The organism is Bauldia sp. (genome assembly GCF_020442045.1).
In the GTDB taxonomy this organism is placed as follows: domain Bacteria; phylum Pseudomonadota; class Alphaproteobacteria; order Rhizobiales; family Kaistiaceae; genus Bauldia.
The window spans coordinates 1-24,504 of record NZ_JAGRLA010000090.1 but is presented as its reverse complement, the minus strand read 5'-3'; the positions used below and the strand labels follow the sequence as shown (position 1 = coordinate 24,504).

Annotated in this window: 26 protein-coding genes; 11 read left to right on the top strand and 15 right to left on the bottom strand. The window is 67.4% G+C overall.

The window, feature by feature from the left end:
• Positions 1–75: 75 nt before the first annotated feature.
• Positions 76–1,014 carry a prephenate/arogenate dehydrogenase family protein gene (locus KDJ86_RS10525; protein ID WP_291745350.1) on the top strand — a complete coding sequence of 313 codons (939 nt, stop codon included), beginning with the start codon at positions 76–78 and terminating at the stop codon, positions 1,012–1,014.
• On the opposite strand, the gene KDJ86_RS10520 is transcribed toward KDJ86_RS10525, so the two are convergent.
• Positions 1,015–2,061, bottom strand: coding sequence for a DUF2125 domain-containing protein (locus tag KDJ86_RS10520; protein ID WP_291745349.1), 1,047 nt, complete (start codon positions 2,059–2,061; stop codon positions 1,015–1,017).
• Between the two features lie 119 nt (positions 2,062–2,180).
• On the opposite strand from KDJ86_RS10520, the gene KDJ86_RS10515 reads away from it, so the two are divergent.
• The 4 genes from KDJ86_RS10515 to KDJ86_RS10500 all read left to right on the top strand — a co-directional run bounded on the left by KDJ86_RS10515 (position 2,181) and on the right by KDJ86_RS10500 (position 5,192).
• On the top strand, positions 2,181–2,723 hold the full coding sequence (locus tag KDJ86_RS10515; protein WP_291745348.1) for a gamma-glutamylcyclotransferase: 543 nt from the start codon (positions 2,181–2,183) through the stop codon (positions 2,721–2,723).
• A gap of 176 nt (positions 2,724–2,899) precedes the next feature.
• Positions 2,900–3,565, top strand: coding sequence for a TetR/AcrR family transcriptional regulator (locus KDJ86_RS10510; protein WP_291745345.1), 666 nt, complete (start codon positions 2,900–2,902; stop codon positions 3,563–3,565).
• The gene (locus KDJ86_RS10505; protein ID WP_291745343.1) at positions 3,562–4,236 is read left to right on the top strand and encodes a hypothetical protein; all 675 of its coding nucleotides are present in this window, start codon (positions 3,562–3,564) and stop codon (positions 4,234–4,236) included. The genes KDJ86_RS10510 and KDJ86_RS10505 overlap by 4 nt, the downstream gene beginning before the upstream one ends.
• An 83-nt stretch (positions 4,237–4,319) precedes the next feature.
• The gene (locus KDJ86_RS10500; protein WP_291745341.1) at positions 4,320–5,192 is read left to right on the top strand and encodes a carotenoid biosynthesis protein; all 873 of its coding nucleotides are present in this window, start codon (positions 4,320–4,322) and stop codon (positions 5,190–5,192) included.
• Here KDJ86_RS10500 and KDJ86_RS10495 read toward each other — a convergent pair.
• From KDJ86_RS10495 to ftsE, 4 genes are all read right to left on the bottom strand, one after another.
• Entirely contained in the window at positions 5,189–5,989 is an 801-nt protein-coding gene (locus KDJ86_RS10495) for a lysophospholipid acyltransferase family protein (protein WP_291745339.1), read from the bottom strand. The two genes, KDJ86_RS10500 and KDJ86_RS10495, sit on opposite strands and share 4 nt — an antisense overlap.
• Positions 5,990–6,010: 21 nt before the next feature.
• Positions 6,011–6,637, bottom strand: coding sequence for a YdcF family protein (locus KDJ86_RS10490; protein WP_291745338.1), 627 nt, complete (start codon positions 6,635–6,637; stop codon positions 6,011–6,013).
• A gap of 126 nt (positions 6,638–6,763) precedes the next feature.
• Positions 6,764–7,765 carry a cell division protein FtsX gene (locus KDJ86_RS10485; protein WP_291745336.1) on the bottom strand — a complete coding sequence of 334 codons (1,002 nt, stop codon included), beginning with the start codon at positions 7,763–7,765 and terminating at the stop codon, positions 6,764–6,766.
• Positions 7,716–8,375 carry a cell division ATP-binding protein FtsE gene (ftsE, locus tag KDJ86_RS10480; RefSeq protein WP_291745334.1) on the bottom strand — a complete coding sequence of 220 codons (660 nt, stop codon included), beginning with the start codon at positions 8,373–8,375 and terminating at the stop codon, positions 7,716–7,718. Before ftsE ends, KDJ86_RS10485 begins: the two co-directional genes overlap by 50 nt.
• Before the next feature lie 210 nt (positions 8,376–8,585).
• Here ftsE and KDJ86_RS10475 point away from each other — a divergent pair, with 210 nt between their 5' ends.
• Positions 8,586–9,284: an MJ0042-type zinc finger domain-containing protein gene (locus KDJ86_RS10475; protein ID WP_291745333.1), complete on the top strand. Its 699-nt coding sequence runs from the start codon at positions 8,586–8,588 to the stop codon at positions 9,282–9,284.
• The gene (gene hpt / locus KDJ86_RS10470) at positions 9,284–9,826 is read left to right on the top strand and encodes a hypoxanthine phosphoribosyltransferase (RefSeq protein WP_291745331.1); all 543 of its coding nucleotides are present in this window, start codon (positions 9,284–9,286) and stop codon (positions 9,824–9,826) included. Before KDJ86_RS10475 ends, hpt begins: the two co-directional genes overlap by 1 nt.
• On the opposite strand, the gene KDJ86_RS10465 is transcribed toward hpt, so the two are convergent.
• Positions 9,823–10,593 (bottom strand): class I SAM-dependent methyltransferase, encoded by a 771-nt coding sequence (locus tag KDJ86_RS10465; RefSeq protein ID WP_291745330.1) that lies wholly within the window; start codon positions 10,591–10,593, stop codon positions 9,823–9,825. The genes hpt and KDJ86_RS10465 overlap by 4 nt on opposite strands.
• 118 nt (positions 10,594–10,711) lie before the next feature.
• Between KDJ86_RS10465 and gloB the strand changes: the two genes are divergently transcribed.
• On the top strand, positions 10,712–11,479 hold the full coding sequence (gene gloB / locus KDJ86_RS10460) for a hydroxyacylglutathione hydrolase (RefSeq protein ID WP_291745329.1): 768 nt from the start codon (positions 10,712–10,714) through the stop codon (positions 11,477–11,479).
• A gap of 26 nt (positions 11,480–11,505) precedes the next feature.
• Here gloB and yddG read toward each other — a convergent pair whose 3' ends face one another.
• Positions 11,506–12,378, bottom strand: coding sequence for an aromatic amino acid exporter YddG (gene yddG / locus KDJ86_RS10455; RefSeq protein WP_291745327.1), 873 nt, complete (start codon positions 12,376–12,378; stop codon positions 11,506–11,508).
• 168 nt (positions 12,379–12,546) lie between these two features.
• Here yddG and KDJ86_RS10450 point away from each other — a divergent pair, with 168 nt between their 5' ends.
• Positions 12,547–14,196, top strand: coding sequence for an NYN domain-containing protein (locus KDJ86_RS10450; RefSeq protein WP_291745325.1), 1,650 nt, complete (start codon positions 12,547–12,549; stop codon positions 14,194–14,196).
• Positions 14,197–14,230: 34 nt separating this feature from the next.
• Here KDJ86_RS10450 and KDJ86_RS10445 read toward each other — a convergent pair whose 3' ends face one another.
• From KDJ86_RS10445 to KDJ86_RS10435, 3 genes are read right to left on the bottom strand one after another with little or no spacing between them, the layout of a single operon-like run.
• The gene (locus tag KDJ86_RS10445; protein ID WP_291745324.1) at positions 14,231–15,898 is read right to left on the bottom strand and encodes a hypothetical protein; all 1,668 of its coding nucleotides are present in this window, start codon (positions 15,896–15,898) and stop codon (positions 14,231–14,233) included.
• Between the two features lie 55 nt (positions 15,899–15,953).
• A complete protein-coding gene (phbB, locus tag KDJ86_RS10440) occupies positions 15,954–16,679 on the bottom strand; it encodes an acetoacetyl-CoA reductase (RefSeq protein WP_291745323.1) in 726 nt (241 codons plus the stop codon).
• Between the two features lie 60 nt (positions 16,680–16,739).
• On the bottom strand, positions 16,740–17,918 hold the full coding sequence (locus KDJ86_RS10435; protein WP_291745322.1) for an acetyl-CoA C-acetyltransferase: 1,179 nt from the start codon (positions 17,916–17,918) through the stop codon (positions 16,740–16,742).
• 238 nt (positions 17,919–18,156) lie between these two features.
• Between KDJ86_RS10435 and phaR the strand changes: the two genes are divergently transcribed.
• Entirely contained in the window at positions 18,157–18,744 is a 588-nt protein-coding gene (gene phaR, locus KDJ86_RS10430) for a polyhydroxyalkanoate synthesis repressor PhaR (RefSeq protein ID WP_291745321.1), read from the top strand.
• A 15-nt stretch (positions 18,745–18,759) separates the two neighbouring features.
• Here the strand turns inward: phaR and KDJ86_RS10425 are convergent, their stop codons facing one another.
• The 4 genes from KDJ86_RS10425 to KDJ86_RS10410 all read right to left on the bottom strand — a co-directional run bounded on the left by KDJ86_RS10425 (position 18,760) and on the right by KDJ86_RS10410 (position 22,067).
• A complete protein-coding gene (locus KDJ86_RS10425; protein WP_291745319.1) occupies positions 18,760–20,439 on the bottom strand; it encodes a phosphodiesterase in 1,680 nt (559 codons plus the stop codon).
• 143 nt (positions 20,440–20,582) lie between these two features.
• A complete protein-coding gene (locus KDJ86_RS10420; RefSeq protein ID WP_291745317.1) occupies positions 20,583–20,996 on the bottom strand; it encodes a hypothetical protein in 414 nt (137 codons plus the stop codon).
• Positions 20,997–21,115: 119 nt separating this feature from the next.
• A complete protein-coding gene (gene rpmF, locus KDJ86_RS10415; RefSeq protein ID WP_291745314.1) occupies positions 21,116–21,301 on the bottom strand; it encodes a 50S ribosomal protein L32 in 186 nt (61 codons plus the stop codon).
• 46 nt (positions 21,302–21,347) lie between these two features.
• Positions 21,348–22,067, bottom strand: a complete 720-nt coding sequence (locus KDJ86_RS10410) for a transglycosylase domain-containing protein (protein ID WP_291745312.1) — start codon at positions 22,065–22,067, stop codon at positions 21,348–21,350.
• Between the two features lie 186 nt (positions 22,068–22,253).
• Here KDJ86_RS10410 and KDJ86_RS10405 point away from each other — a divergent pair, with 186 nt between their 5' ends.
• Positions 22,254–23,141, top strand: a complete 888-nt coding sequence (locus KDJ86_RS10405) for a polyprenyl synthetase family protein (RefSeq protein WP_291745310.1) — start codon at positions 22,254–22,256, stop codon at positions 23,139–23,141.
• A 281-nt stretch (positions 23,142–23,422) separates the two neighbouring features.
• On the opposite strand, the gene KDJ86_RS10400 is transcribed toward KDJ86_RS10405, so the two are convergent.
• Positions 23,423–24,199 (bottom strand): DUF5818 domain-containing protein, encoded by a 777-nt coding sequence (locus KDJ86_RS10400; protein WP_291745308.1) that lies wholly within the window; start codon positions 24,197–24,199, stop codon positions 23,423–23,425.
• Between the last annotated feature and the right edge of the window lie 305 nt (positions 24,200–24,504).

The following is a 24,504-nucleotide window of genomic DNA, read 5'->3' as shown; positions in this document are numbered from 1 at the left end:
TCGGCGGCGACGAGGCCAACGAGGCGACGCTTGCCGCGCTCGGCGAATTTCTCTCGAGACCGGAATCGTAAGAGCATGACCGACCCCGTCTTCCCGCGCCTGGCGCTGATCGGCATCGGCCTGATCGGCGCCTCGATCGCTCTCGCCGCGCGGAAGACGGGCGCGGCGGGCCATGTCGCGATCCACAGCCGGACCGGCAGGACGTTGCGGCGCGCCGAGGAGCTCGGTCTCGGCGACAGCTATCACAGCGACCCGGCCGAGGCGGTGAGGGACGCCGATTGCGTCATCCTGTGCATCCCGGTCGGCGCCTCGGGCGAGGCGGCCAAGGCCATTTCCGCGAACCTCAAGCCGGGCGCGATCATCTCCGACGTCGGCTCGGTCAAGTCGTCGGTCATCGCGCAGATGGCGCCCCACATCCCGGAAGGCGTCCACTTCGTGCCGGCCCACCCGGTCGCCGGCACCGAATATTCAGGGCCGGATGCCGGCTTCGCGGAGCTCTTCGAGAACCGCTGGTGCATCCTGACCCCGCCGCCCGGAACCGACCCGGACGCGGTCGAGCGGCTTTCGGAATTCTGGAGCCGGATCGGGGCCAACGTCGAGACGATGACCGCCGAGCACCACGACCTGGTGCTGGCGATCACCAGCCATGTCCCGCATCTCATCGCCTATAACATCGTCGGCACGGCGGAGGATCTCGAGACGGTGACCCAGTCGGAGGTGATGAAATTCTCCGCTGGCGGCTTCCGTGACTTCACCCGCATCGCGGCCTCGGATCCGACGATGTGGCGCGACATCTTCCTCAACAACAAGGAAGCGGTGCTGGAGATGCTCGGCCGCTTCACCGAGGACCTGACCGCGCTGCAGCGCCTGATCCGCTACGGCGAGGGCGACAAGCTCTACGACCGCTTCGCCCGCACCCGCGAAATCCGCCGTGGCATCATCGCCGCCGGCCAGGAAACCGAGGCCGCCGATTTCGGCCGGCCGCACGGCAAGGGCGACGATGCCGCCGGCTAGCTAGAAGCGGAGCGGCGGGATCGTGCCGACCGGGACGACACCGACGGAGACCACGCCGTTCTGGATGACCAGCGGCACGTCGCGGGCCTCCGGCTCGCCCTCCACCGGCCTGGTGACCATCGAGGCCGCGGCAACCAGCTGCTTGACCTGATCGGCGGCGCCCGGCCGGATCTTGCCGATCGCCTTGGCGAGCTTGTTGAGGCCGGTCAGCCGGACGTCGAGCCGGCCGGAAAGAAGGCCGGCGGCCGAAAGCTGCAGGGTTCCGCTGGCGCGGGCGGAGGTGCCGCCGAGGACGACCAGCAGGTCGCCGACATCGATGGTCCCGCCATGGGCGAGCCACTCCCTCAGGGTCTTGCGCGGGTCGGTACCGAGCGAATGGCCGACATCATGCGCGGTGATGTCGAATTCGGTGGAGATCAACGGGAGGTCGGCACCCTTGCGGACCTTGGCCTCGAGGTCGTCGGCCGACAGGTAGAAGCGGTAGGCGCCGCGTCCGGCGGGTTCGGCGACGATCTGGGCGCGGCTCGCCGACAGCTTCGAAAAGGGCGGCTTCGCGGTTCCCGGTTTCGCGGCGACGGAGAGATCGTCGAGCTCGAAGGTGACGCGCTTGAGGCCGGAGAGCCCGGCATCGGCGTCGGCGATCGCCCGCGACCAGTTGGCGTCCCAGGAATAGCCGCGGATCGGCGCGGTGAGAGCCATCGGCGAGGAAAGCGAGGCGGCGACGGTGCCGGGCGCATAGACGGGGGCCGTGGCGGTCAGTCGCGACAGTCCGACGGCCACGTCGGCCTGGGCATCGCTGAAGCGGGCCTGCGAGCAATCGAGATCGAGGCTGAAGGGAAAGCCGCCGGTGGTGTTCGCGGTGCAGTCGACCATTCGGCCGTTGGCCGCCATCGAGGCGATCAGGCCGCCGACGGCGTTGGTGGCGATGAGGTTGACCGCGAACCAGTAGCCGGACCAGAGCAGGACCAGCAGGACGGCGAGACCCGCTGCAAGGATGGCGCGCCGGCGAAAACGACCCGGCCGGTCAGGTGTGGATTGGCGTGTCATGGGTCCTCGTGTTGCACCCGATTGTTCGACCTGATAGGCCGTCGCCGGCCCGGGTCGACCGTCGCGGACGCATCCCCGGCTTTCCGGCTTTCGAGGCCTGCAATCCGGTTTCGCTGCGTATGTCCGATTTCTGGATCTTTGGCTACGGGTCGCTGATGTGGCGGCCGGGCTTCGATTTCATCGAGTCGGAGGCGGCCGATCTCGCCGGCGCCCATCGCTCGCTCTGCGTCTATTCCTGGGTCCATCGCGGCACCCGGCAGAAGCCGGGCCTGGTCCTCGGTCTCGACCAGGGCGGTTCGTGCCGCGGCGTCGCCTTCCGGGTTCGGGCCGGGGAGCGTGACGCGGTGCTCGCCTACCTGCGCGCGCGCGAGCTGGTCACGAATGTCTACCGGGAGGTGACGCGGCCGATCCGGCTGCGGCGCGAGGGGCGGCCACGGGTCGGCGCCGTCACCTACATGGTCGACCGGGCGCACCGGCAATATGCCGGCAGGCTCGGGCCGGAAGCGATCCTCGCCCATGTCCGGGCGGGCCGCGGGCGCTCCGGCGCAAACAGCGACTACATCGTCAATACCGTCGCGCATCTTCGCGCCCTTGGCCTCGCCGATCCGGTTCTCGAACGAATCGTGGCGGCGCTGGCCGACACCGGAACCAGGGGCGATTGAGCGGAGCAATTCGGGCGGGACGATGGCCGCCGCCAGCGGCGATCAGCCGCTCGGGCGCCAATCGCGAACGGGTCCCGCAGGTGGCTGCCCATCGACGGCATACCTCCATGCTTGACAGGAATGCACTATTATGTACAATCTGTTTGTCAATCGATATGCCATCTGTATAGAAACGCATGGACGATCTTGATCAGGCAACGCGCGTCCTGGTTGCCTTTGCCCGGAACAGCTTCGAGAAGGTGACGATGGGTGCGCTCGCGGAGGCCGCAGGAATCAGCCGGCAGACGCTCTACAACCGCTACGCCACCAAGGAGCGAGTCCTGGCCCGGGCCGCCGAAGAATTCAGCCGCCACGCCCGCATGAGGGCGTGCGCGGAGCTCAATGCTTCGGATCGCCCGACGGCGGATTGTCTGGTGGCGGCCTTCTCGGAGCGCATGGGAATCCTCGTGCCGCTGGTTCACGGCCTGCCGCATGGTCCTGAAATCCTCGACCTGGGCATCGCCTTGAGGCGCAAGTCGCAAGGCGACTTCCCGCCCTTCCACGTCGACTTCACCAAGGAGCTGGCGCTGTTCCTCCAGGCCCGCGAGGTCTGTGAAACGCTCGCCGAAGCGGAGGAGACGGTCTTTCTGCTGATGATGTCCGGCAAGGGCCTGCTGATGGACACCCGGTCGCGCGCGGCCTTCGAAGCCGGGATGGCGCGCGTCGTCGCCGTCATACTTCGCGATTCGATGCCCGCCGGCCGGCGGACCGACCCGGGCGCGGCAGGAGACGATCCCGAAATCGATCCAACCCGCACCCTGCGCCAGCGACCAAGATCCATTGAGGAGGAGCGAGACCGATGAGACCATCGCGTATCCTGCTGATCACCATTCTGGCGACGGCCGTATTCTACATCGGCAGCTTCGTGGCATTGGGCAGTTCCGCCCCGACCATCAATTCGAGCGGCGAGGACATCGTCGCGTGGTTTACGGCGAACGGCACGAACGCCCGGATCTATGCCTGGACCGGCGCATTCTTCTCGCTCGGGTTCGCCATCTTCGGCGGTCAGGTCGCATCCCTGCTTCCCAGGCCCAGCCGGTACATCTTCCTGGCCGGGACCATCGGGGCCGCCGTAACCGGGCAGGTCCAGGCCTGGTTCTGGGCCGGGCTGGCGTTTCATCCGGAGGGCCTCGATCCGGGCGCCGCGCGCGCGATCTTCGACATCACCTCCTTCTGGGGGCCGCTGGTCAACGGATCGACGACCGCCATGTCGATCGCATTCGTGGCCATCGGGTTCGGCGCCGCGGCGATCATTCCGCGCTGGCTGGCATGGCTGAGCGTCGTCTTCTTTGCCGAGCAGGCGATCGAGACGGTCACCGTCTTCGGACAGTCCGGGTTCATCGCGCCGGCCGGCACGATGAACGTCTATCTCGGTGGCGTGATCGGCTTCCTGTGGATCGGCGGCATCGTGCGCTGGGCGATGCATCGCATGGACGCGCCCGGTCCATCCGCACCGATGTCGGCGCAGGGCTGATGCGACGGCCGAACGATCGCGCCGCAATCGCGCTGTGATGCCCTCACCTCGCAGTCCGCAACCGGCATCCGGGGACAGACGCAATGCAAACCAAAGCGGTCTCCCGCCTTCTCGTGACGCTTGGGTCCATCATGCTGGTCGCGATGGCGATCCTGGCGGTCGCTCTGGCGTTTTCCGAAGACAAGCTGCTCGTCTTCGCCGCGACCGTGCTGGTCACGGTGTTTGCCTTCTCCCACGGCGTCCTGCGCTACGGACCGGGCGCAATGGCGTTCTTCGTCGTGATCGTGCTGGTGATCGGCTGGGGCTACGAAACGGTTTCGATCCTGACCGGCTTCCCGTTCGGCCACTACCATTACACCGACCTGCTGGGACCCAAGGTCGGGCTGGTACCGGTGATCATCATGCCGTCCTACTTCTCGGTCGGCTATCTCGCGTGGACGATCGCCTCGGTGCTGCTCGGCAAGCGCGACGACGGCGTTTCCGGCGCCGAGCTCTGGCTGCTCCCGATCCTGTCGGCCTTCGTCATGGTGATGTGGGATCTCGGCATGGACCCGCTATCCGCGACCATCGCAGGGGAATGGATCTGGGAACAGGGCGGGCCCTATTTCGGCATACCGCTGACGAATTACGCCGGCTGGTTTCTATGCGTCTTCACCTTCTACTTCGCCTTTGCGCTCTACCTGCGCGCCCGCCGGGGCAGCGCGGCGGTCACGGTGATCACGACACGGGCCTACTGGGTGCTGCCGATCCTGGCCTATGCGTCGATCACCATCGAATATTGGGGTAACCTGCTGTCGGGCCAGCGCACCGTGATCACCGACAAGGCCGGCCACGTCTGGCACACCGGTGACATCTACAGCTCGGTCGTGCTGATCAGCACCTTCACAATGCTGTTCGTCGCGCTGCTGGGGCTGATGCTGGTCGCGCGGACCGGGCCGTCGGAGACTGCGGGTTAGCCCGCCGCCGCGTCAGGCCGGTCCAGGCCTTCGATCCGGTCGCGCGCCTCGTCGGAAAGCGGCGGTGGATTCGGCGCGCTCGCGGCCTCGGCGATCAGCCGGTCGGAGGCCGATTCGATCGTCTCCTCGAGTCGCTTGCCGAAGGCCTTGAGGTTGAGGCCGGGTTCGATCGCCGGCAGGAACTCGACGACGATGGTTCCCGGGTAGCGGGTGAATCTGCGACGCGGCCAGAAGAGGCCGCTGTTCAGCGCGACCGGGACAACCGGCACGCCGAGGGACTTGTACATGAAGGAAACGCCCGGGTGGTAGTCCGGCCCGGCTCCCGGCGCGCGGCGCGTCCCCTCGGGGAAGATGATGATCGGACGGCCCTTGGCGATCTCCTCCTCCGCCCGGTCGATCAGCGAACGAAGGGCGCCGGCGCCGGCGCTGCGGTCGACATGGATCATGCCGGCGGTGGTCGTGTAGAGGCCGAAGAGCGGAATCCATTTCAGCTCGCGCTTGATGACGTAGGTCGGGTTGGTCAGCGGCACGGCGAGGGCGAAGGTCTCATAGGCCGACTGGTGCTTGGCGGCGACGATCGCCGCGCCGGCCGGAATGTTCTCCCGGCCGCGGATCTCGAGGCGGATGCCGGCCAGCAGGCGCGCCAGGAAGATGCAGATCCGTCCCCATAGCTGGCTGTAGGCGACCCCGACCCTTTGCGGGAACATCAGAAAGGGAACCACGCCGATGACCAGCATGATGGCGGTCACGACATAGAAGGCGAGGTTGAAGACGAGGGATCGGACGATGGTCGCCAAGCTGCGATATCCCGACGATGATCAGCCGGCGGCGGCGCGGGCGGGGCGGACGAGCGGCAGGAACTGGCGCGCCTCGGCGACCAGGAACTTGCCGTATTCGCGGGCGAGCAGCTCGAAGGTCGCCGGATCCCGCCACCAGTTGGCGAGCTTGAGGTCGGGATTGCTGACCGGGAAGGAGATCAGCTCGACATCGGGCATGGCGCCCCCGAGCTCGGCCATGCTGCGCGGCATGTGATAGTCGCTGGTGACGACGATCAGCGACTTGAAGCCCTGCTGGTCGACCCAGCGCTGGGTCAACTCCGCATTCTCGATCGTGTCCCGCGCATGGTCGAGATCGACGCAGCAGTCGAGGATCGGGCGAAGCTCGCTGCCGATCGTCCCGGCCAGCGCCTCACGGGTCACGACCGGATTGACGCCGGAGATCAGCAGGCGCCTGGCGCGGCCTTCGGCGAGCAGGGAGAGGGCTCCGTCGATGCGGTCGCGGCCGCCGGTCAGGACGACGATGCCTTCGGCGCGGGGATCGGCCGGCGCCGCGGCCACCGTCACCGTCCGGGCGAAGGCGATGAAGCCGACCGCCAGCCCGACGACGACCGCGCCGACAATGGCAGTCAACGCAAACCACAGCGGCTTCCGCCTGCGTCTTGCCATTCCGAGCCCTTTCGCCGCCTGCCCCCGGCGGGCTTCTTCTCCTGTCACCGCGCTCATGAGACGAGTGCCGTAGGAAATATCATAGCAAAGAAACGACCCTGGCGGAGGTAACTCATCGTCGCGGCATCATTCCGTATCGGCGAGGTAGCGATAGACGGTCAATCGCGACGTCACCGCCGTCATCACCGCGATCATGAAGGCGATGGCGAGAGCGCCGAGATAGCCGACCGGACCGACGGCGAAGCTGCCGAAGAGCGCGGATGCCTGTTCGGCGCCGGCCACCGACGGGCCGATGACAAGGCTCGACAGGGCGAAGAGGAAGGCCGCCGCCGCCGCGCCGATCAGGCTGCCCTTCAATCCGAGCAGCAGGAAATGGCGCTGGTATTCGCGGGCGATGAAGCCGTCCTCGGCGCCGACGAGATGGAGCACCGAGACCACGTCGCGGTTGCCGTCCATCGCGCCGCGGGTGGCGAAGACGACGCTGAGGATGGTGGCGACGAAGACCAGCGACAGGATGGCGACGCCGATGAAGACGGTCACCCGCGCCATGGTCTGGAGGCGCGCCGTCCAGCCGCGATGATCGTCGAGCGTCGCGCCGCGGACCTGGGCGGCAAGCCGTGCCTCGAGCGCGCCGAGATCGACGATGGCCGGGTCGGAGAGGCGAACGACGATGAGCCTCGGAATCGGCAATTCGCCGAGATCGAGGCCCTTGCCGAGCCACGGTTCGAGCAGCGCGGTGCTTTCCTCCTCGGAAATCACCTCGGCGCTGGCGACGCCGCGAAACAGGCGCGCCACGGTCGCCGCCTTGGCGGCCTCGGCGGCGGTGTCGACGCCGTCGATCGGCCGGACCTGGATGGTGATCTCGCGCAGCAGGTCGGTCTGCCAGTCGGCGGAGGCGTCGCGGACGAGGGTCACCGCGCCGAGCGTCAGGCAGGCAAGGAAGCACATGATGGCGACGACGATCATCAGCGCGTTGCCCGAGACCGTGTTCTCGGGCACGAGCTGGCTCGGCTTGCGCATCGCCAGGCGGGACTGCCGGCGATAGGCGGCAAGCTGGAGCTTGTGCGAGCGGTCGGCCTCAGTCGTAGACAGTGAGCCGTCCTTCCTCGATGACGAGACGCCGTGCATTGAACTGGTTCATCAGGTTGATGTCATGGGTGGCGATGACCACCGAGGTGCCGAGCCGGTTGAGCTCGACGAAAAGACGCATCAGCCGCCGGGCGAGCGGCGGGTCGACGTTGCCGGTCGGCTCGTCGGCAAGCAGGATCTCCGGCTTGCCGATCAGCGCCCGGGCGAGGGCGGCGCGCTGCTTCTCGCCGCCGGACATGACGGGCGGAAAGGCGTGCATGCGGTCGCCGAGCCCGACCCAGCGAAGCAGCTCGACCACGTCGGCGCGATAGCTCGATTCCTCGTTGCCGAGGACCCGGAGCGGCAGCGCGACATTCTCGAAGGTGGTCAGATGGTCGAGCAAGCGAAAATCCTGGAAAACAACGCCGATTCGCCGGCGCACGGCGGGGAGCTCGGCCTTGGTCAGCGACGCGGCATCGCGGTTGAACACCGTGATCAGCCCCCGCGTCGGCTTTAACGCCAGAAAAATGAGTCGAATTAAGGTCGTTTTCCCCGCGCCGGAGGGACCGGTCAGGAACTGGAAGGATCGCGGTGCGATCTGGAAATTCAGATCGCGAAGGATTTCGGGCCCCATCCCGTATCTGAGGCCAACATTCTCGAAACGGATCACCTGCTCGCCAGTCCTGCCTCGCCTGTCCCGGTCGGATACTCTCGCAAGACCCGGATTAAGCCTTTGTTAACGATCAAGCCACCGGAACAAGGCAATCCAACGATCTTCACTCCGTCGCGCCCCCCGCCATTCGGCAATCATGGTTTCCAAGACGTTAACTTTTGTCCGCCATGCTCCCGTCGCGTGATCCGGATGGGGGATTCCTGAGCCATGACGTTACGGTGTCCGAAATGCAAGACACCCAGCCTGCTCTCGGCCGACGAGCTGGGCGAGGTCGGTCGTCTCGAGCGATGCCCGAAGTGCGAGACGACCTGGCTCGCGCGCCACTATAGCGAATCGCGCCGGGATTTCGGCCAGCGCGGCCGCCGGCCGATGACCCGCAAGGAGCCGCCGATCATCGAAGGCGAATTCGTTCCGCCGATTCGTTTCACGACGGGCTTCCATGGCCAGGGCGCCGGTGCCCAATTCGCCGGACCCTCGAAGGCCGGCCGTTTCGGGATCGCGGCCGGCGCGACGGCGCTGATCCTGCTGCTCCTGGCGATCGTGCTGCTGACGCCGGCGGTTTCGGCGCTGCCGCGGCTGGCCGGTTTCGGCGCCGGGCAGGGGGATGTCGCGCTCGAGGGCGTGTCAAGCAAGACGGTGACGCTGCGTGGCACCGAGGCGATCCTGATCGAGGGGCAGATCGTCAACCGCAGCGGCGAGGAACTCGACGTTCCGGCGATCCGCATCGCCTTGAAGGAGCAGGGGGCGGAGGTCTATAGCTGGCTGATGGAACCGACAGTGGAACGCGTCGCCGCCGGTGGATCGGTTGGCTTTCGATCGGCGATGGCAAGCCCGCGGCCGGGTGCGAAGCAGCAGGTCGCGCTGAGTCTCGCCGATCGCGGCGGGACGGCCGCGGTGGAGCGCTGATGCCGAGGATTCGCGGCCGAGACCTCAGGGTCCTCTACGACGTCCCGGCGATCGCCGCCCGCAATGCCGAGCTGGCGCGGGAGATCGCCACCGCCGGCTATGTCGACCTTGTCGTGGTGTCGATCCTCAAGGGGAGCTTCATCTTCGCCGCCGACCTGATCCGGGCGCTGCACGGGGTCGGCCTGGCGCCGGAGGTCGAGTTCCTGACCCTCTCCAGCTATCGGTCCGGAACCGAATCGAGCGGCGAGGTGACGGTGCTTCGCGACATCGACACGGATGTCGCCGGCCGCGATGTATTGCTGATCGACGATATCCTCGAATCGGGGCGGACCCTCGCCTTTGCCCGGGACATGATGCTGTCGCGCGGCGCGCATCGGGTGGGCGTGGCGGTGCTGCTCGAAAAACCAGGCAAGCTCGCCCAGCCGCTGCAGGCGGACCATATCGGCTTTTCCTGCCCCGACCTGTTTGTCGTCGGCTATGGCATGGACGTCGCTCACGCCTTCCGCGAGCTGCCTTTCGTCGGCGTGGTCGAGGACGGCTAGTCTCCGTCGGCGAGATCGCGGGTCGAAGCATCCCGCGTCGCCGCCGCGGCGGGTGGCGAGACAAGCGCCGGGCGGAATGCCGGTTTCAGCTTGCCGGAATCGGCCGGAATCGCCCGATAGAGCTGCTTGGTGGCCTCGACGATGATGACGCCGGCGAAGGCGGGCCACAGCGATATGCCGATCCGCTCCCAGCTGGTGCCGGTCCGCAGCCAGGGTCGCCGCGCAATCGGCGGAGCGGCGAGCGCCTCCGACCAGCCGAGCGGCGAAAACATCGATTCGCGCAGCAGCGTGGTGAGCTGGGCGCGGGTGAAGGGCCGGCCATAGCCGAAGGGCGTCTTCTCCGCCCAGGTCCAGATGCCGCGCCGATTGGGCACGACGAGGATGACCCGGCCACCGGGGGCGAGCACGCGCCAGATCTCGCGAAGCTCCTCGCGTGGATTGTCGGCGACCTCGAGGCTGTGCACGACAAGCACCCGATCGATCGCGGCATCGGGAAGCGGCAGCGCGTCGGTGGCGACCAGCGCCGATGCATTGGGGCCGTCCGCCGGCCAGTTCACCACGCCCTGGCCGGCGGGCATGAAGGCTATCGTGCGGGACGTGCCATTGGCGAGACCGGTGAGATAGGGCGTCGCATATCCGATGCCGAGAAGCCGGTCGCCGGCCAGCGACGGCCAGTGCTTCTTGAGCCGCGCACCGATCAGCCGGCGGGTGATCCCGCCCAGCCGTTCGGCGTAGAAGGCCCTGAGGTCGACGACGTCGAGATACATGCCGCCTACCCTAAGGCATGAGTCCGAAGATGTGGTGACCGTCACACGGGTGGCCGTGGCGGCCATCAGGTGCTAGTCACAGGGGTAACGATGCTACCCGACGGAGTGCCCCGGAACCATGGTCCTGAAAATCGAGCAATTCACCTGCCGCTCGGACAATTTCGGCGTTCTGATCCACGACACGGAGGCGAATGTCACCGCCTCGATCGACGCGCCCGAATTCCAGCCGATCGTCGACAAGCTCGCGGAGCTTGGCTGGGACCTCACCGAAATCCTCGTCACCCATCACCACGAGGACCATGTCGAGGCCAATCTGACGCTGAAGACCGCCTATGGCTGCTCGATCACCGCGCCGGCCGGCGAAGCGTCCAAAATTCCGGGTGTCGACCGGACGGTCAAGCAGGGCGATACCTTCCTGTTCGGGAGCTTCGAGGTCCAGGTGATCGAAACGCCCGGCCATACCCTCGGCCATATCGCCTATTACCTGCCGGCGGCCAGGGTCGCCTTCGTCGCCGACACGCTCTTCGCCCTCGGCTGCGGCCGTGTCTTCGAGGGAACGCCCGAGATGATGTGGGAATCGCTCTCAAAGCTCGCGGCGCTGCCCGACGACACGACCATCTATTGCGGCCACGAATACACCCAGGCGAATGCCAAATTCGCACTGACCATCGAGCCGGAAAACGCCGAGCTGGTGGCCCGCGCCGCTGAGATCGACCGGCTGCGCGGCGAGGGCAGGCCGACCCTGCCGACCACCATCGCCATCGAGAAGGCGACCAATCCCTTCCTGCGCGTCGACGCGCCGGCGATCCGCAAGCGGCTCGGGCTGGAGGATGCGTCGCAGGCCGCCGTCTTCGCCGAGATCAGGAAGCGCAAGGACAATTTCTGAGCGGCCGGGGCTCGTCGCCCCGCCGGTCAGCGACGCCTCAGGGCGTCTTTCGAGGCGAGCATCGCCCCGCCGGTGATCAGGACGGCGGCGGCGGCGATCGACCAGTCCGGCACCGCATAGCCGGCAAGGATGAGGACCAGGGTCGACAGCAGCGGCGCCGCATAGGCGCTGGTGCCGAGGATCTGGATGTCGCCGTGCTTGACGCCGTGGTCCCAGACATAGAAGGCGGCGCCGACCGGCATCAGGCCGAGACCGACGACGGCGAGCCATTCGCCTGACCCGGCCGGCCAGGCCGTTTCCTCCAGGGCGAGATGGGCGATCGCGCTCAAGGCGGCCGTCGCCAGGCAGAAGCCGGCGACCGCCCCGGTGCGGACGGTGGCGAAGCGCCGTGACAGGACCGAATAGGCCGACCAGGTCAACGCGGCCGCCAGCGCCGCGGCATAGCCGGCGAGAAAGCGCGGATCGATCGACAATTCGCGGCCTCCCGAGACCACGACGAAGGTCCCGACCAGCCCGAGCAGGGCGCCGGCCAGGTGGTACCAGCGCAGGCGCTCGCCAGGCAGCAGGGCCGAAAAGACGACGATCAGTAACGGCCAGAGATAGGCGACAAGGCTCGCTTCGACGGGCGGCGCGGCGCGCAGCGCCGTGAAGTAGAAGAAATGGAAACCGAACAGCCCGCCGACGCCAAGGAGCCAGGCGCGCGCCGGCAGGACGAGCTCCCCCATCCGGCCGGTGGCCACTATCCAGACGAGGCCGAGCAGGCCGCTGATGGCGAAGGCCATCGCCGTCAACTGGAATGGCGGCACGCGGCCGGAGGCGGCGGTCAGCATCGCCAGCAGCGACCACATCAGCACCGCGGTGAATCCGATCAGGGTCGCGGATCGTCGGCTATCGGCCATTCAGTGCTCCGGTCGCAGCCGTCGCGGACGGCGAAAAGCGAATTGCCGCGAGGAAACAAAATCAATCAGAACAGGCGAGACATAGCGGGACGAAAAAGCTAAGCATAGTGGAGGCTGAGGGGTCAGAATCACACCTACCCGAGCGCGGGAACACGCTCGAGGAGAATGATGGCGAATACAATCAAAAGCGCACTGTTCGTCGATTACGACAGTTTCGACCGCAGCCTCAAAGCCGCCAAGGACGATGTCGCCGAATTGCTGGCCCAACGATCGGCCGCCCTGGTCGCGGCGATCGAGAGCGGCGCCCTGGTGACGCCGGCGCTCGAGGAAGGCTCCCGCCGGCGCAGCCTCATCCGGCGATGCTACGCCGACCCGGAACTGCTCGGCAATAATCGCGCCGCCCTGATCGCGGCGGGTTTCGAGGTGATCGACTGCCCGACGCTCGAAGGCTGGGAACGCAATTCCGCCGCGGTCCACATCGCCCTCGACACGATCGAGGCGCTTGGCCATCCGACCGGCTACGAGGAATTCATCCTGCTGTCCGCCGATGCCGACATGACGCCGATGCTGCTGAGGCTGAGGGCCCATAACCGGACGACCGTGATCTTCGCCAATGACGTGACGGCGGCGAGCTACAAGGCGATCGCCGACGGCATGATCGAGCAGGAGCCGTTTCTCGCACTGCTCGACGGCGAGGAGATCGCGCCGGTCGAGGAGGAGCCCGAACCGGCAGCCGCCGCGCCGGTCGGCGACAGGAGCGGGCTCGAGGCGCTGGCCCGCAAGATCCACGGGGCGACCAACGTGCCGATGTTCTCGCCGCGGACCTTCGCCGACCTTTTCCGCATCCTCGCGCAGGAAGTCGGCGAGAACGGCTACCACTTCCAGCAGACCGCCGAGAATGTCACCGAGAAGCTCATCGAGGCGGGCCGCAACGTCAATCGCCGCCAGGTTCTCTTCGTGGTGAAGGGACTGGCGCTCAAGGGGCACGTCTTCTCGACGACCGACACGCCGGAGCGGCTGGCCGAGGTCTTCCGCGACCAGGTGCTCTACCTTGCCGGAAGCGCGGGCATCGAGGTCACCGAGGAAGAGACCGCCCTTCTCCCGGCCTGGATCGTCGGGCGTTCGGCGGCGCCGCCGCCGCCGAAGCCGGCCGCTACCCCTCCCGCCAAGCCCAAGACCCCGCCCGAGCCGGAAAAGAAGTCGCTGCTGCGCCGTCGTCCGGCGCGTCCGGTGACGACGAAGGCCGCAGCCGAGGAGGAAGAGCCGCCGGCAAGCGAGGCGGCAGCGAAGAAGGCAAAGGCCGAACCTGAATCCGGGCCCGAGCCCAAGAAGCCGACGCCGTCGAGTGGGTCCTCGCATCTGCGCCGGCTGGCGGAACTGCGCGCCGGGAACGCTTCGCGGACCCCGGGCCGGCTGGCGGCGCTGCGTTCCGGGAAGGCCGACGACAAGGAAAAGGCCGGAGCGGCTTCGCCGGAACCGGCACCGCGAAGCGCCGCGAAATCCGCGACCAAGAAACCGGACGAACCGAAGGACGAGCTCGAGAACTCGATCCTTGCCGCCATTGCCGAGGCCGTCGACGTGCTGGTCGAGGACGGCGGTTCGGCCAAGGACAAGGATGCCGAAGAGGCGGGCGAGGAGATCGAGGTCGATATCGAGGCCGAGATCGGGGAGATCGTCGAGGCGGAAGCCGATACGGCGGCCATCGCCGAGGGGCCGCCTCCCGAGGCGGAGCCGAGCGAGGGCGGCGACAGCGACGATATCGGTGACGAGATCCAGCGGATCATCGCCTCCTACAGCAAGGCCCGCCAGCAGAACTGAGCCGCTTCCCGGCCGCCCCACCGGGGCAGCCGGATCAGCTCGCGGCCATCCGGTCGCGGAGCCAGGCGGCGATGCGGGCGGTGCTGCCCTGGTCCGCATTCCAGGTTTCGGCCGCGGCGAAGGCGGTTGCGCCGAGGTCCGGATAACCGCTGACGGCGCGTTCGAGCGCCGCCAATACCGCTTCGAGGGTCGTGTCGGCGAAGGTCACCGGCTCGCTGCCATACCGACGCGCGAAACCGGCCATCCAGCCGCGCTCCGGCACGACCAGAACCTTGCCGAGGGTCAGCGCCTCGACGAAGACGCCGGAACCCGAGACCTCGTAGCGCTCGCGATAGGGCAGGACGACGATATCCATGCGGTCGAGCATGGCGAAGTAGTCCCCGGTCGACACCATGCCCTCGACCAGCTCCACCGCGGGATCGTCCCGCATGGCGGCGATATCCCCGTCGAGCGCGCCGCCGGTCTGGCGCGACAGGCTTTCCGGGTCGAACTGGGCGGTCCAGGCAATGCGATCGCCGAGGCTGTTCCGTGTCGCGCGGACAAGGCCCGGTATCAGGTCGACGCCGCGCTCGAGCCGGGTGCCGCCGAGATAGCCGATGCGCAAGCGGTCGGCCCCTTCGTTCCGGCGCGGCGCGGCATGATCGAGGGCAAGCGCCGCGGCGACATAGGGATAAAGCTGGATGTCGAAGGCGTCGCCGCCGAGTTCGACGAGCGTGTCGATCTGGCTCCGGGTCTCGCAATAGACGAGCAGCTCGGCATTCTCGAGCTGCTTCAGGGCCGCGAAGGCCTCCCGGTAGATGTCAGCGACAATGCCGGCGCGGGTGGGATGGGCGCCGAGGTTGGAATCGACGATACCGATCATCAGCGCCGACCCGTCGGCGCGGTGATTGCGCAGCATCCAGCGGGCGAGCCCGAGGATCGTCGTGTTGCGCATCGTGTGGAAGATGAAGAGCCGACCGTCCGGCGGCATTTGCCGGTCGAGCTCGGCCTCGAAAAACAGGTTGACGTTGCGGTGCCACTGGAGGTCGTCGAAGGGGAGCTCGCCCGTATACATCCGCGTCGTGATCGCCGGCCGGAAGTCGAAGCCGAGGTCCGGCGGCGGCAGGCCGGCGTCGGAGGCGCCGTAAAAGGTCGCCGGCAGGCCGAGGGTGGCGCAGAGGCGGCGGTAGAAGAGGTTGTTGTTGAAGTTGTGCCCGTGGCCGGTGTCAGGCGCAAAGGCCGGGTCGACGACGATCGCATGCGGACCGGCGAAGTCCCCGGCTTCCGCAATCGGCGGTGCATCCATGTGGCCGAGGGCGATGTCGAACTCGCCGAGCCAGACGAGCGCGTGCCAGATCGACATTCTCGGCTTCTTCGGCTTCGGCTCGTCGGGATCGGCGAGCAGCGCCTTCAGCCGTTCGGCGAATGACGGCAGGCTCGCGACGTCGTCGAGCTCCACCGCCTGATGGAAGCCGCGGCGGACCGCGCGTCCGCTGACCGGGCCGGCATCGAGCGCCTCGAGCAGCAGCCGGTAGCTTCGCTCCGTCTCGCCGGCGCGGGCGAGCGCGTCGACCAGCCGCACGCGGTTTCCCTGGCCCGACGCGATCGCGTAGGCAGCCTCCCGCTCCCGGACCGCATTCGCCCAATCGCCCCGCTTCTCGAATGCGTCGGCTTTCGCGCGATGGTCGTCGAGCGCCTGTTTCCGGTCCCTGGGATCTGCCACCGGCTACCCGCTATCCGCCAAAGACCGGCCGTCCGGCGTTTCCCGCCGGCAGGGCTCAGCCGTTCGCCATATATTGTCCGCCGTTGATGGTCATCACCGCGCCGGTGATGAAAGCGGCGGCATCCGAAGCCAGATAGGCGACGAGCGCGGCGATCTCCTCGGCCTTGCCGAGACGGCCGACCGGGATCTGGGCGATGATCCCCTCCAGCACCTTCTCCGGAACCGCGGCAACCATCTCGGTCTCGATATAGCCGGGACAGATGCAGTTGACGGTGACGCCCTTGCGCGCATTCTCCTGGGCAAGCGCCTTGGTGAAGCCGATGACCCCGGCCTTGGCGGCGGAATAGTTCGCCTGGCCCATCTGGCCCTTCTGGCCGTTGATCGACGAGATGTTGACGATCCGGCCGGCGCCGCGGTCGCGCATGCCCTCGATGACCGGCCGGGTCATCGTGAACATCGAATCGAGGTTGGTCCGCAGCACCGCCGACCACTGGTCGTAGGTCATCTTGTGGAACATGCCGTCGCGGGTGATGCCGGCGTTGTTGACGAGGATATCGACCGGCCCGAGCTCCGCCTCGACCTTCGCCACGCCTTCCGCCGATGCCTGCGGATCGGCGACGTCCCACTTATAGACCGCGACGCCGGTCTCCTTCCTGAAGTCGGCCGCCGCGTCGTCGTTGCCGTGATAGATGGCGGCGACGGAGGCACCGGTCCCCTTCAGGGCCGTCGATATCGCCGCGCCTATGCCGCGCGTTCCTCCCGTGACAATGGCAACGGCCATGGCAGTCCTCCCCGTGTTGTTTGTCGTGTTTTGATCGTCATTCGGTGGTTCGAAGCGGGCCTATCTCTCGACGCACATGGCGATGCCCATGCCGCCGCCGATGCAAAGCGTGGCGAGACCGCGCTTGGCGTCGCGGGCCTCCATTTCGTAGAGCAGGGTCGTCAGGATGCGGGCACCGGAGGCGCCGATCGGGTGGCCAAGGGCGATCGCGCCACCGTTGACGTTGACGATATCCGGATCCCAGCCGAGGTCCTTGTTGACCGCGCAGGCCTGGGCCGCGAAGGCCTCGTTCGCCTCGACCAGGTCGAGGTCCTCGACCTTCCAGCCCGCCTTGTCGAGGGCCCTGCGGGAAGAGGGAATCGGGCCGGTGCCCATCACCGCCGGATCGACGCCCGCGGTTGCCCAGGAGACGATGCGGGCGAGCGGCTTGACGCCGCGGGCGGCCGCCGTCTCGGCGCTCATCAGCACGAAGGCCGCGGCGCCGTCGTTGATTCCCGACGCATTGCCGGCGGTTACCGTGCCGTCCTTGGCGAAGGCCGGGCGCAGCTTGGCGACGGTCTCGATCGTCGTGCCCGGACGGAAGTGCTCGTCCTTCTCGACGACGGTCTCGCCCTTGCGGGTCTTGATCGTGACCGGAACGATCTCCGACTTGAACTTGCCGGCCTCGTTGGCGGCTTCCGCCTTGTTCTGCGACTTCACCGCGAACTGGTCCTGCTCGTCGCGGGTGATCTGGAACTCGCGGGCGACATTCTCGGCGGTGGTTCCCATGTGATAGCCGTTGAAGGCGTCCCACAGGCCGTCCTTGATCATCGTGTCGATCATCGAGAAGTCGCCCATCTTCACCCCGGAGCGGAGATGCGCGCAATGCGGCGCCATCGACATCGATTCCTGGCCGCCGGCGACGATGATCCCGGCATCGCCGGTGGCGATCTGCTGCATTCCGACGGCGACGGTGCGGAGGCCGGATCCGCAGAGCTGGTTCAACCCCCACGCCGTCTTCGCGGCCGGGATGCCGGCCGCGATGGCTGCCTGACGGGCCGGATTCTGGCCCTGGCCGGCGGTGAGGATCTGGCCGAGGATCACCTCGTCGACCTCTTCGGGCGCCGTGCCGGACCGCTCGAGCGCACCCTTGATGGCGACGGCGCCAAGCTCGTGAGCCGGTGTGTTGGCGAAAGAGCCGTTGAAGGCACCGACCGCGGTCCGTGCCGCTCCGGCGATGACGATGTCGCTTGTAGCCATGGCGTGAAATCTCCTGTGCTCCCGAGGTCGACCGGGAAGGCTGTGTCGAACCGACTACAGCCCGTCGCCGATCCCACTGTCAATGCATGCGAGCCGCAGTGCAGCGAATATGGCGTTGCACAAATAATTGGCGGGCTTGTCAAAAAGACTCTATCGTTGACCGGCATGCGGGGAGGACACGTGTGTTGCCCGGCAGGGCAAGTCGTTTCTTTTGGTCTACGTGTGAGTGACGTCGAACATGACCGCGGAAGAAGAACCAACGACGATCAAGAAATACGCCAATCGGCGTCTCTACAATACGGGCACCTCGACTTACGTGACGCTCGAGGACCTTGCCGAGATGGTGAAGGCAGGAGAGGATTTCGTCGTCTTCGACGCGAAAACCGGCGAGGATATCACCCGCTCGGTTCTGACCCAGATCATCTTCGAGCAGGAAAACAAGGGGCAGAACCTCCTGCCGATCACCTTTCTCAGGCAACTGATCCGCTTCTACGGCGATTCGATCCAGAACCTGGTGCCGACCTATCTCGATTTCTCGATCGACTCCTTCGTCAGGGACCAGGAGAAGATCCGGACCCAGATGGCGAACGCCTTCGGACCGGGCGCGCTCGACGTGGTCGGCGATCAGGTGCGCCGCAATACCGAGATGTTCGAACAGGCGATGCGGATGTTCCTGCCGTTCGGCGGCGGCCGCGACCAGCAGGCCCCGGCCAGGACGGAAGGCAGCGAGCCCGAATCCGGCGGGAAGACCGACATCGAGGCCCTGCGCCGCCAGCTCGACGACGTGCAGGAACGTCTCGACAAGCTCTCCGACAAGAAGAAATGAGCGCTGCCCGGGACGTCAGTCCGGCTGGTCCATGACGTCGCCGGTCAGGGCGCCCTGGATGCAATCGATACCCCAGCCGGCAAGCAGCGAGACGGTTCCCTCGTCCTGAACCCATTCGGCAACGACCGGAATCCCGAAGCTCCGCGCGAGCTCCGCCAGCGCCTTGACGAAGGTCCGGTCCTCGTGGCTCGTCGCCAGATTCTCGATGAAGGAGCCGTCGATCTTGAAGAAATCGACGTCGAGAAGGCGGAGGTTCCGGAAGGACGAGAATCCGGCGCCGAAATCGTCGATGGCGGCGCGGCAACCAAGCGCATGCAGCGTCCTGATGAATTCCGCCGCTTCCTCGACATTGTCGATGGCGACCGTTTCGGTGATCTCGATGATCAGGCGTCGGGCGAGGCCCGGCCGGTCGCGGAGCCTGTCGGACAGACGGGCGATCCATTCGCGGTCACCGATGGTACTCGCCGAAATGTTGATCGACAGGTGGATGTCGGATCGCCGCTCGAGCATATCGAGGGCCAGACCGACAATGCGATCGTCGATCAGCCTGATCAGACCAAGCTGCTCGGCCAGGGCGATGAACTGCGCTGGCGCGACAACAGTGCCATCGGATTCCTCGACCCGTGCCAATGCCTCGTAGAAGAGGGGGCTCCGGGTCGCGATGTCGACCACCGGCTGGAACACGAGCCTGATACGGCCTTCGTGCAGGGCGGTAAGGAGTTCGCGGGAGTGTCGTCTGACCAGCTTCCGGTCGTCGAGACGGTCCGGTGTCGGTTCATAGGCGGCGAAGCGCCCGCTGCCGGTCCGGCGCGCGACATGCAGAGCTTCCAGCGCACTCGCCACGGCTTCATCGGCGGCGCGTCCGTGGCGCGGCAGACTGACGCCGCCGATGGAAACGGTGACGGCGAGCGGTCCGGTGTCGAGTTCGATCAGCTCGTCGCGGGCCGCGGCGTGGAAACGCGCCGCGGCGCCGGCCATGTCGGCCTCCTTGCAGTCGGCGAGCACCAGGCCGAGCTTGCCGCCGGAGAAACGGCCGATCGCGTCGGTCTCCCTGAGGCATCGGCCAATCCGATGGGCGATGACCGCTAAGGCCTGTTCGGCCGTCGCGTGGCCATAGGCCTCGCTGATTGCCTGGAGGTTGTCGAAGGACACGATGAGGAAGGCGATCGAGCGGTCGCCGCGGGCCGCATCGGCCGCCGCCGCCTCGAGCGTGGCGAGGAGATGGCTGCGGTTGAAGCAGCCGGTGAGTTCGTCGTGGTGAGACAGATAGGCAAGATGCCGCTCGCGCTCGTGGCGTTCGGTGATCACCCGCATGACGCCATGGACGCGGGCCGGCCGCCCGTCGGTTCCGGCATACCACCGACCGACATCCTCGATCCAGAGGCGACGGGTCGAGCCGGGGCCTTCGGGAAGAATGGGATACTCGACCTGGAAGCAGACGCCGTCGCCAGGATCGGTCCTTCCGTCATGGACGGCGCTGTACCGGCTGGCCGGGCTTCCGTGCTCGAGGAGACGGGCGAAGGCGCGACCCGTGGCGATCAGGGCGAACGAGGCTATGCCAATGGCGTCGAGCGCGTTGGGGCTCCAGCGCAGGGTGTCGTCGCCGATCGACCAGTCGTAGACAACGTCGCCCACCGCGGCGAGGATTTCGCCCACCGCGAGGTCGTCCCGGGTCTCGGGGGGCGGATTATCCACCACGGCCCGATCCGGCTCCGTCCTGATCGCTACTGCGCCTTGCATGGAGGTTCGACAGTGACAACAACTGGTTAAGGAACCGCCAACACATCGCCGTATCGGTCATTGGCGCCGTCCGGGCCGGCCGGAAGCTCACGCCCTTCCTAGGGGCCGCCGTCGAAGCCGTGGCCGAAGTTGACGTCCCGCGACGCCGTGCGAATGGTGATGGTGAAGCCCGCGACGACATCGAAAAGCGCGATCAGGGTCAGGATGAAGAAGACGGAATTGGCGCAGAAGGCGACCAGGACCAGTTCGATGACGTAGATGATCAGGACGACGGTCGACAGGATGTGGTTGGTCACGCTCGCCGTCGACGTTCGTCCCGACTTCATCACCTCCAGGAAGAGGATGACGATGCCGAAGGTGATCATCAGGTCGCCGAGGGTCAGCGACCAGCGGGCGCCGGAGATCATCACGATGCCGAAGATCTCGGCCGACCAGTCGGCGCCGCCGCCGGCGAATCCGACGATGTTGAAGAGAATGAGGGGGAGGATGGTCAGTGGGATGGCGGTGATCATGGTCGCCCCGAGGGTTGGCGCCGACTTTCCGGCGAGGGGGCGATGCTATCCTTCCGGCAGGCGACAAAAAAGGCCGGCGTGACGCCGGCCTTCGGGAATTCGCGCGAAACGTCCCGGTTTCAGGCTTCGCTCTTCGGCTCCAGAACCTGCTTGCCGCCATACATGCCCGACTTCAGGTCGATATGATGCGGCCGGCGAAGTTCGCCGGAATCCTTGTCCTCGACATAGCTCGGCTGCTTCAGGGCGTCGGCCGAACGGCGGAATCCGCGCTTCATGCGCGAGGTCTTTCTCTTGGGGACTGCCATTTCTTCGTCCTCGAATGTTCCTTGGTTGCGGCGCTTATACGCAAGCTCAGGGATAGAGGCAAACAATATAGGGGCCGGCCTTGCGCGCGCGGGCCTCGATGGTGCGGGCCAGCGACTTCATCAGCGATGATGGCCGGGCCGGATCGCGGGCGAGCGGGTTGGGCAGGCTGGCCGCCAGCAGCGCCGCCTGGCGGGCGCCGAGATCGGCGGCGGAGCGGCCGAAATAGTGCCGGGCGGCGGCCTCGATGCCGAAGATGTCGGGTCCCCACTGGGCGATGTTGAGATAGATCTCCATCATCCGCCGCTTGCTCCAGACCGTGTCGGCATAGATCGCGAGCGGTATCTCGATACCTTTGCGGACATAGCTCCGCGACAGCCACAGGAACAGATTCCTTACTGTTTGCATAGGGATAGTCGATGCGCCGCGGGAGGGACCGCCGGGGGAATCGACGACCTCGCTGATCGCCCCCCAGTCGACGCCGTGGTGGGCGCAGTACTGCCCGTCCTCCGAGACCATAACGGAGACCACCGCGACCTTGGCGATGGCGTCGAAGGGGACCCATTGCCGCTCGATCGGCCCGTCGACGACGCGGGTATAGGCCATGTAGGTGCCGACCGGATTGACGACGCTATAGACCGGCACCAGGACGAGCGGGATCGCAACCAGAATCCCGAGCATGATCAAAAGGATGCGGCCAACGCGCCGCCACAGGGACGGGTGCTTCTCCGCGCCCTTTGCCTTGCCCGCGGACGGCTTCCTCCTCACGGGACGCGCCTTGCCCGCGACCTGCTTCCGCCCGCCGGACGCGGCCGGTTTCGCACGCGATTTTCCGGTCTTCGCCTCGCTCATTCCCAAGCGATAGCGGCGGACTTGTCCCCGCGCAACGCTTGACCCGGCGCGGCTTTCCCGCCATTCGAGACGGCTCCGGGCGGGGGACGGGCGGCTGCGGGCATGTTCGAGACACGGTTGAGACAGGCGGCGGACGCCACCGATACGGCACTGGACCGGCTGCTGTCCGGCGAGACGCGCCCGGCCGAGATCGCGCGGCCGCCGCGCCTCCTCGACGCCATGCGCTATGCCGCGCTCGGCCCCGGAAAGCGCATCCGCCCCTTCCTGGTGATCGAGACCGCCCGGCTCTTCGGCCATGCCGGCGACGCGGTGGTGACCGTCGCCGCCGCGCTCGAATGCATCCACGCCTACAGCCTCGTCCACGACGACCTGCCGGCGATGGACGACGACGACATGCGCCGCGGCCGGCCGACGGTGCATATCCGCTATGACGAGGCGACGGCGATCCTCGCCGGTGACGCGCTGCTGACGCTCGCCTTCGACGCGGTCGCCGGGATCGACGCGCCGGCGGAGACGCGGGTCGCGCTCGTCATGGCGCTGGCCCAGGCCGCCGGGATCGGCGGCATGGCCGGCGGCCAGGCGCTCGACCTCGACGCGAGCGAGGCGCCGGAGATCGCCGCGGTCGAGACCATGCAGGCGATGAAGACCGGAGCGCTGATCCTCTTCGGGGTCAGGGCCGGGGCGCTGCTCGGCAATGCGCCTGCCGGACCAGGGGCGCGGCTCGACACCTTCGGCCGCCGGCTCGGCCTCGCCTTCCAGATCGCCGACGATCTGATCGACGCGACCGGCAACGCGGCGATCGCCGGCAAGGCGACGGCAAAAGACGCGGAGCGGGGAAAAAGGACGCTGGTCGGGCTGCTCGGGGTCGCGGCGGCGCGGGCGCGGCTCGCCGCGACGGTCGAGGAGGCGATCGCCGCGCTCGACATTTTCGGGGCGGAAGCCGACGTTCTCCGCGACGCGGCCCGCTTCATCGCCGCGCGCGAGGCGTGAGGGCTGGATCCCCGCCCCCCGGTCAAGTCGGGGGCAGGCCGCGCGGGGATGAGCGGTAGTAGGGTCTTGCGTCCTTCGAGGCTCGCTGCTGGCAGCGAGCACCTCAGGATGGCGTGGATGCAGGATGCCCCTCCCACCATCGCTCCGCGATGGTCCCCTCCCCGATCAGGTCGGGGACAGGCTCTCCCCGTTTCACGGGGCGGGATGGGCGGCCCGCCTTTCCCGACCGGTTTCGCGCTCTCCCGCCTGCGCGGCGATGAGCGATGGCGCGGCGGTCCGGGCTACTCCGCCACAGCGACGGAGATGACGCCCAGCGTCGTGCCCTGCATGCAGATCGAGGCTTCGGCCTCGGTGCCGGTGACCGTCACCCGGTCGCCGGGGCCGAAATGGGAGAGGTCACCGCCGGCCAGCGTATAGAGCGCGCCGTCGTCGCCGCGGAGCGCCGGGCAGGTGACGCCCTCCTTCGACAGCGTGCCGGTGACGGTGACGACATCGGCGGCGGGGATCACCTCAACCGGCTCCGACACGAGGCGGACCCGCCGGTCCCCGGTCTCGACGACGAAGAGCAGCGGCTCGCCGGGCATCGCATCCTCCGGCACGGCGACGCTCGTCGCGAGGCCGCCGCGATCGTTGGTGGTCGCCTTGGCGAGCTCCTTGGCGTCCTCGATCGTCGGGCCGGCGGCGATGGTGACTTCCGCCGCGCCGGGCAGGCCGACCGCCGAGAGCCGCACGTCGACGCCGGGCGCCGCCGGCGAGGGCGCGGCGACGAGGGTGGCGCCGGGGGAGGGCCGCTTCTCGTCGAAGCCGGGGAGGCCGAGCCGGTTGCCGAAATCGACCAGGTCGCGGTTGAGGTCGGGATTGCCGACCAGATAGTCCTGGACGTCGCGGCCGGCATCCTGCGCGGCCTGGGTGATGTCCTTGCCGGCCTGCTGGAGGGCATCGCGGGTCCGGTCGAGCAGCGAGCCGGCGAGCGCCGGGCTGGCAACGGTCATCAGGATCGCGGCGACCAGCCCGGCGGCAAGGCGGGCGCGGGTGGCGATTGGGTGGCGTGTCGGCATGGGTCGGTCCTCCCCAGGAGAGCGAAGCGTTGGCGGAGCCTAAGTGGGGATTAAGGCGAGGGGAGGGAGGGCGTGATTCGAGCATCACTGATGACCTGAATTTCGCGTGGCGGCGTGGTCATGGCTCGGCTTGTCCCGGCCATCCACGGGAACACTGCCTTGCAGAAAAGTCGTGGATGGCCGGAACAAGTCCGGCCATGACGACCGAGGGGACGGGGCGGCTGGTTTCAGGCGATCTCGCTGGTTGCCCTGGGTCAGTTCGCAAGGCAATTCGGGCCACCTCCACCGTCATGGCCGGGCTTGAC

Coding starts and splice junctions, on each gene's coding strand:
- KDJ86_RS10500 (WP_291745341.1), top strand. CDS start 4,320: ATGCAAACCAAAGCGGTCTCCCGCCTTCTCGTGACGCTTGGGTCCATC.
- KDJ86_RS10515 (WP_291745348.1), top strand. CDS start 2,181: ATGTCCGATTTCTGGATCTTTGGCTACGGGTCGCTGATGTGGCGGCCG.
- KDJ86_RS10525 (WP_291745350.1), top strand. CDS start 76: ATGACCGACCCCGTCTTCCCGCGCCTGGCGCTGATCGGCATCGGCCTG.
- gloB (WP_291745329.1), top strand. CDS start 10,712: ATGGTCCTGAAAATCGAGCAATTCACCTGCCGCTCGGACAATTTCGGC.
- KDJ86_RS10400 (WP_291745308.1), bottom strand. CDS start 24,199: ATGCCGACACGCCACCCAATCGCCACCCGCGCCCGCCTTGCCGCCGGG.
- KDJ86_RS10475 (WP_291745333.1), top strand. CDS start 8,586: ATGACGTTACGGTGTCCGAAATGCAAGACACCCAGCCTGCTCTCGGCC.
- KDJ86_RS10520 (WP_291745349.1), bottom strand. CDS start 2,061: ATGACACGCCAATCCACACCTGACCGGCCGGGTCGTTTTCGCCGGCGC.
- KDJ86_RS10510 (WP_291745345.1), top strand. CDS start 2,900: ATGGACGATCTTGATCAGGCAACGCGCGTCCTGGTTGCCTTTGCCCGG.
- phbB (WP_291745323.1), bottom strand. CDS start 16,679: ATGGCCGTTGCCATTGTCACGGGAGGAACGCGCGGCATAGGCGCGGCG.
- yddG (WP_291745327.1), bottom strand. CDS start 12,378: ATGGCCGATAGCCGACGATCCGCGACCCTGATCGGATTCACCGCGGTG.
- phaR (WP_291745321.1), top strand. CDS start 18,157: ATGACCGCGGAAGAAGAACCAACGACGATCAAGAAATACGCCAATCGG.
- KDJ86_RS10490 (WP_291745338.1), bottom strand. CDS start 6,637: ATGGCAAGACGCAGGCGGAAGCCGCTGTGGTTTGCGTTGACTGCCATT.
- KDJ86_RS10450 (WP_291745325.1), top strand. CDS start 12,547: ATGGCGAATACAATCAAAAGCGCACTGTTCGTCGATTACGACAGTTTC.
- KDJ86_RS10505 (WP_291745343.1), top strand. CDS start 3,562: ATGAGACCATCGCGTATCCTGCTGATCACCATTCTGGCGACGGCCGTA.
- KDJ86_RS10435 (WP_291745322.1), bottom strand. CDS start 17,918: ATGGCTACAAGCGACATCGTCATCGCCGGAGCGGCACGGACCGCGGTC.
- rpmF (WP_291745314.1), bottom strand. CDS start 21,301: ATGGCAGTCCCCAAGAGAAAGACCTCGCGCATGAAGCGCGGATTCCGC.
- KDJ86_RS10465 (WP_291745330.1), bottom strand. CDS start 10,593: ATGTATCTCGACGTCGTCGACCTCAGGGCCTTCTACGCCGAACGGCTG.
- hpt (WP_291745331.1), top strand. CDS start 9,284: ATGCCGAGGATTCGCGGCCGAGACCTCAGGGTCCTCTACGACGTCCCG.
- KDJ86_RS10405 (WP_291745310.1), top strand. CDS start 22,254: ATGTTCGAGACACGGTTGAGACAGGCGGCGGACGCCACCGATACGGCA.
- KDJ86_RS10420 (WP_291745317.1), bottom strand. CDS start 20,996: ATGATCACCGCCATCCCACTGACCATCCTCCCCCTCATTCTCTTCAAC.
- KDJ86_RS10485 (WP_291745336.1), bottom strand. CDS start 7,765: ATGCACGGCGTCTCGTCATCGAGGAAGGACGGCTCACTGTCTACGACT.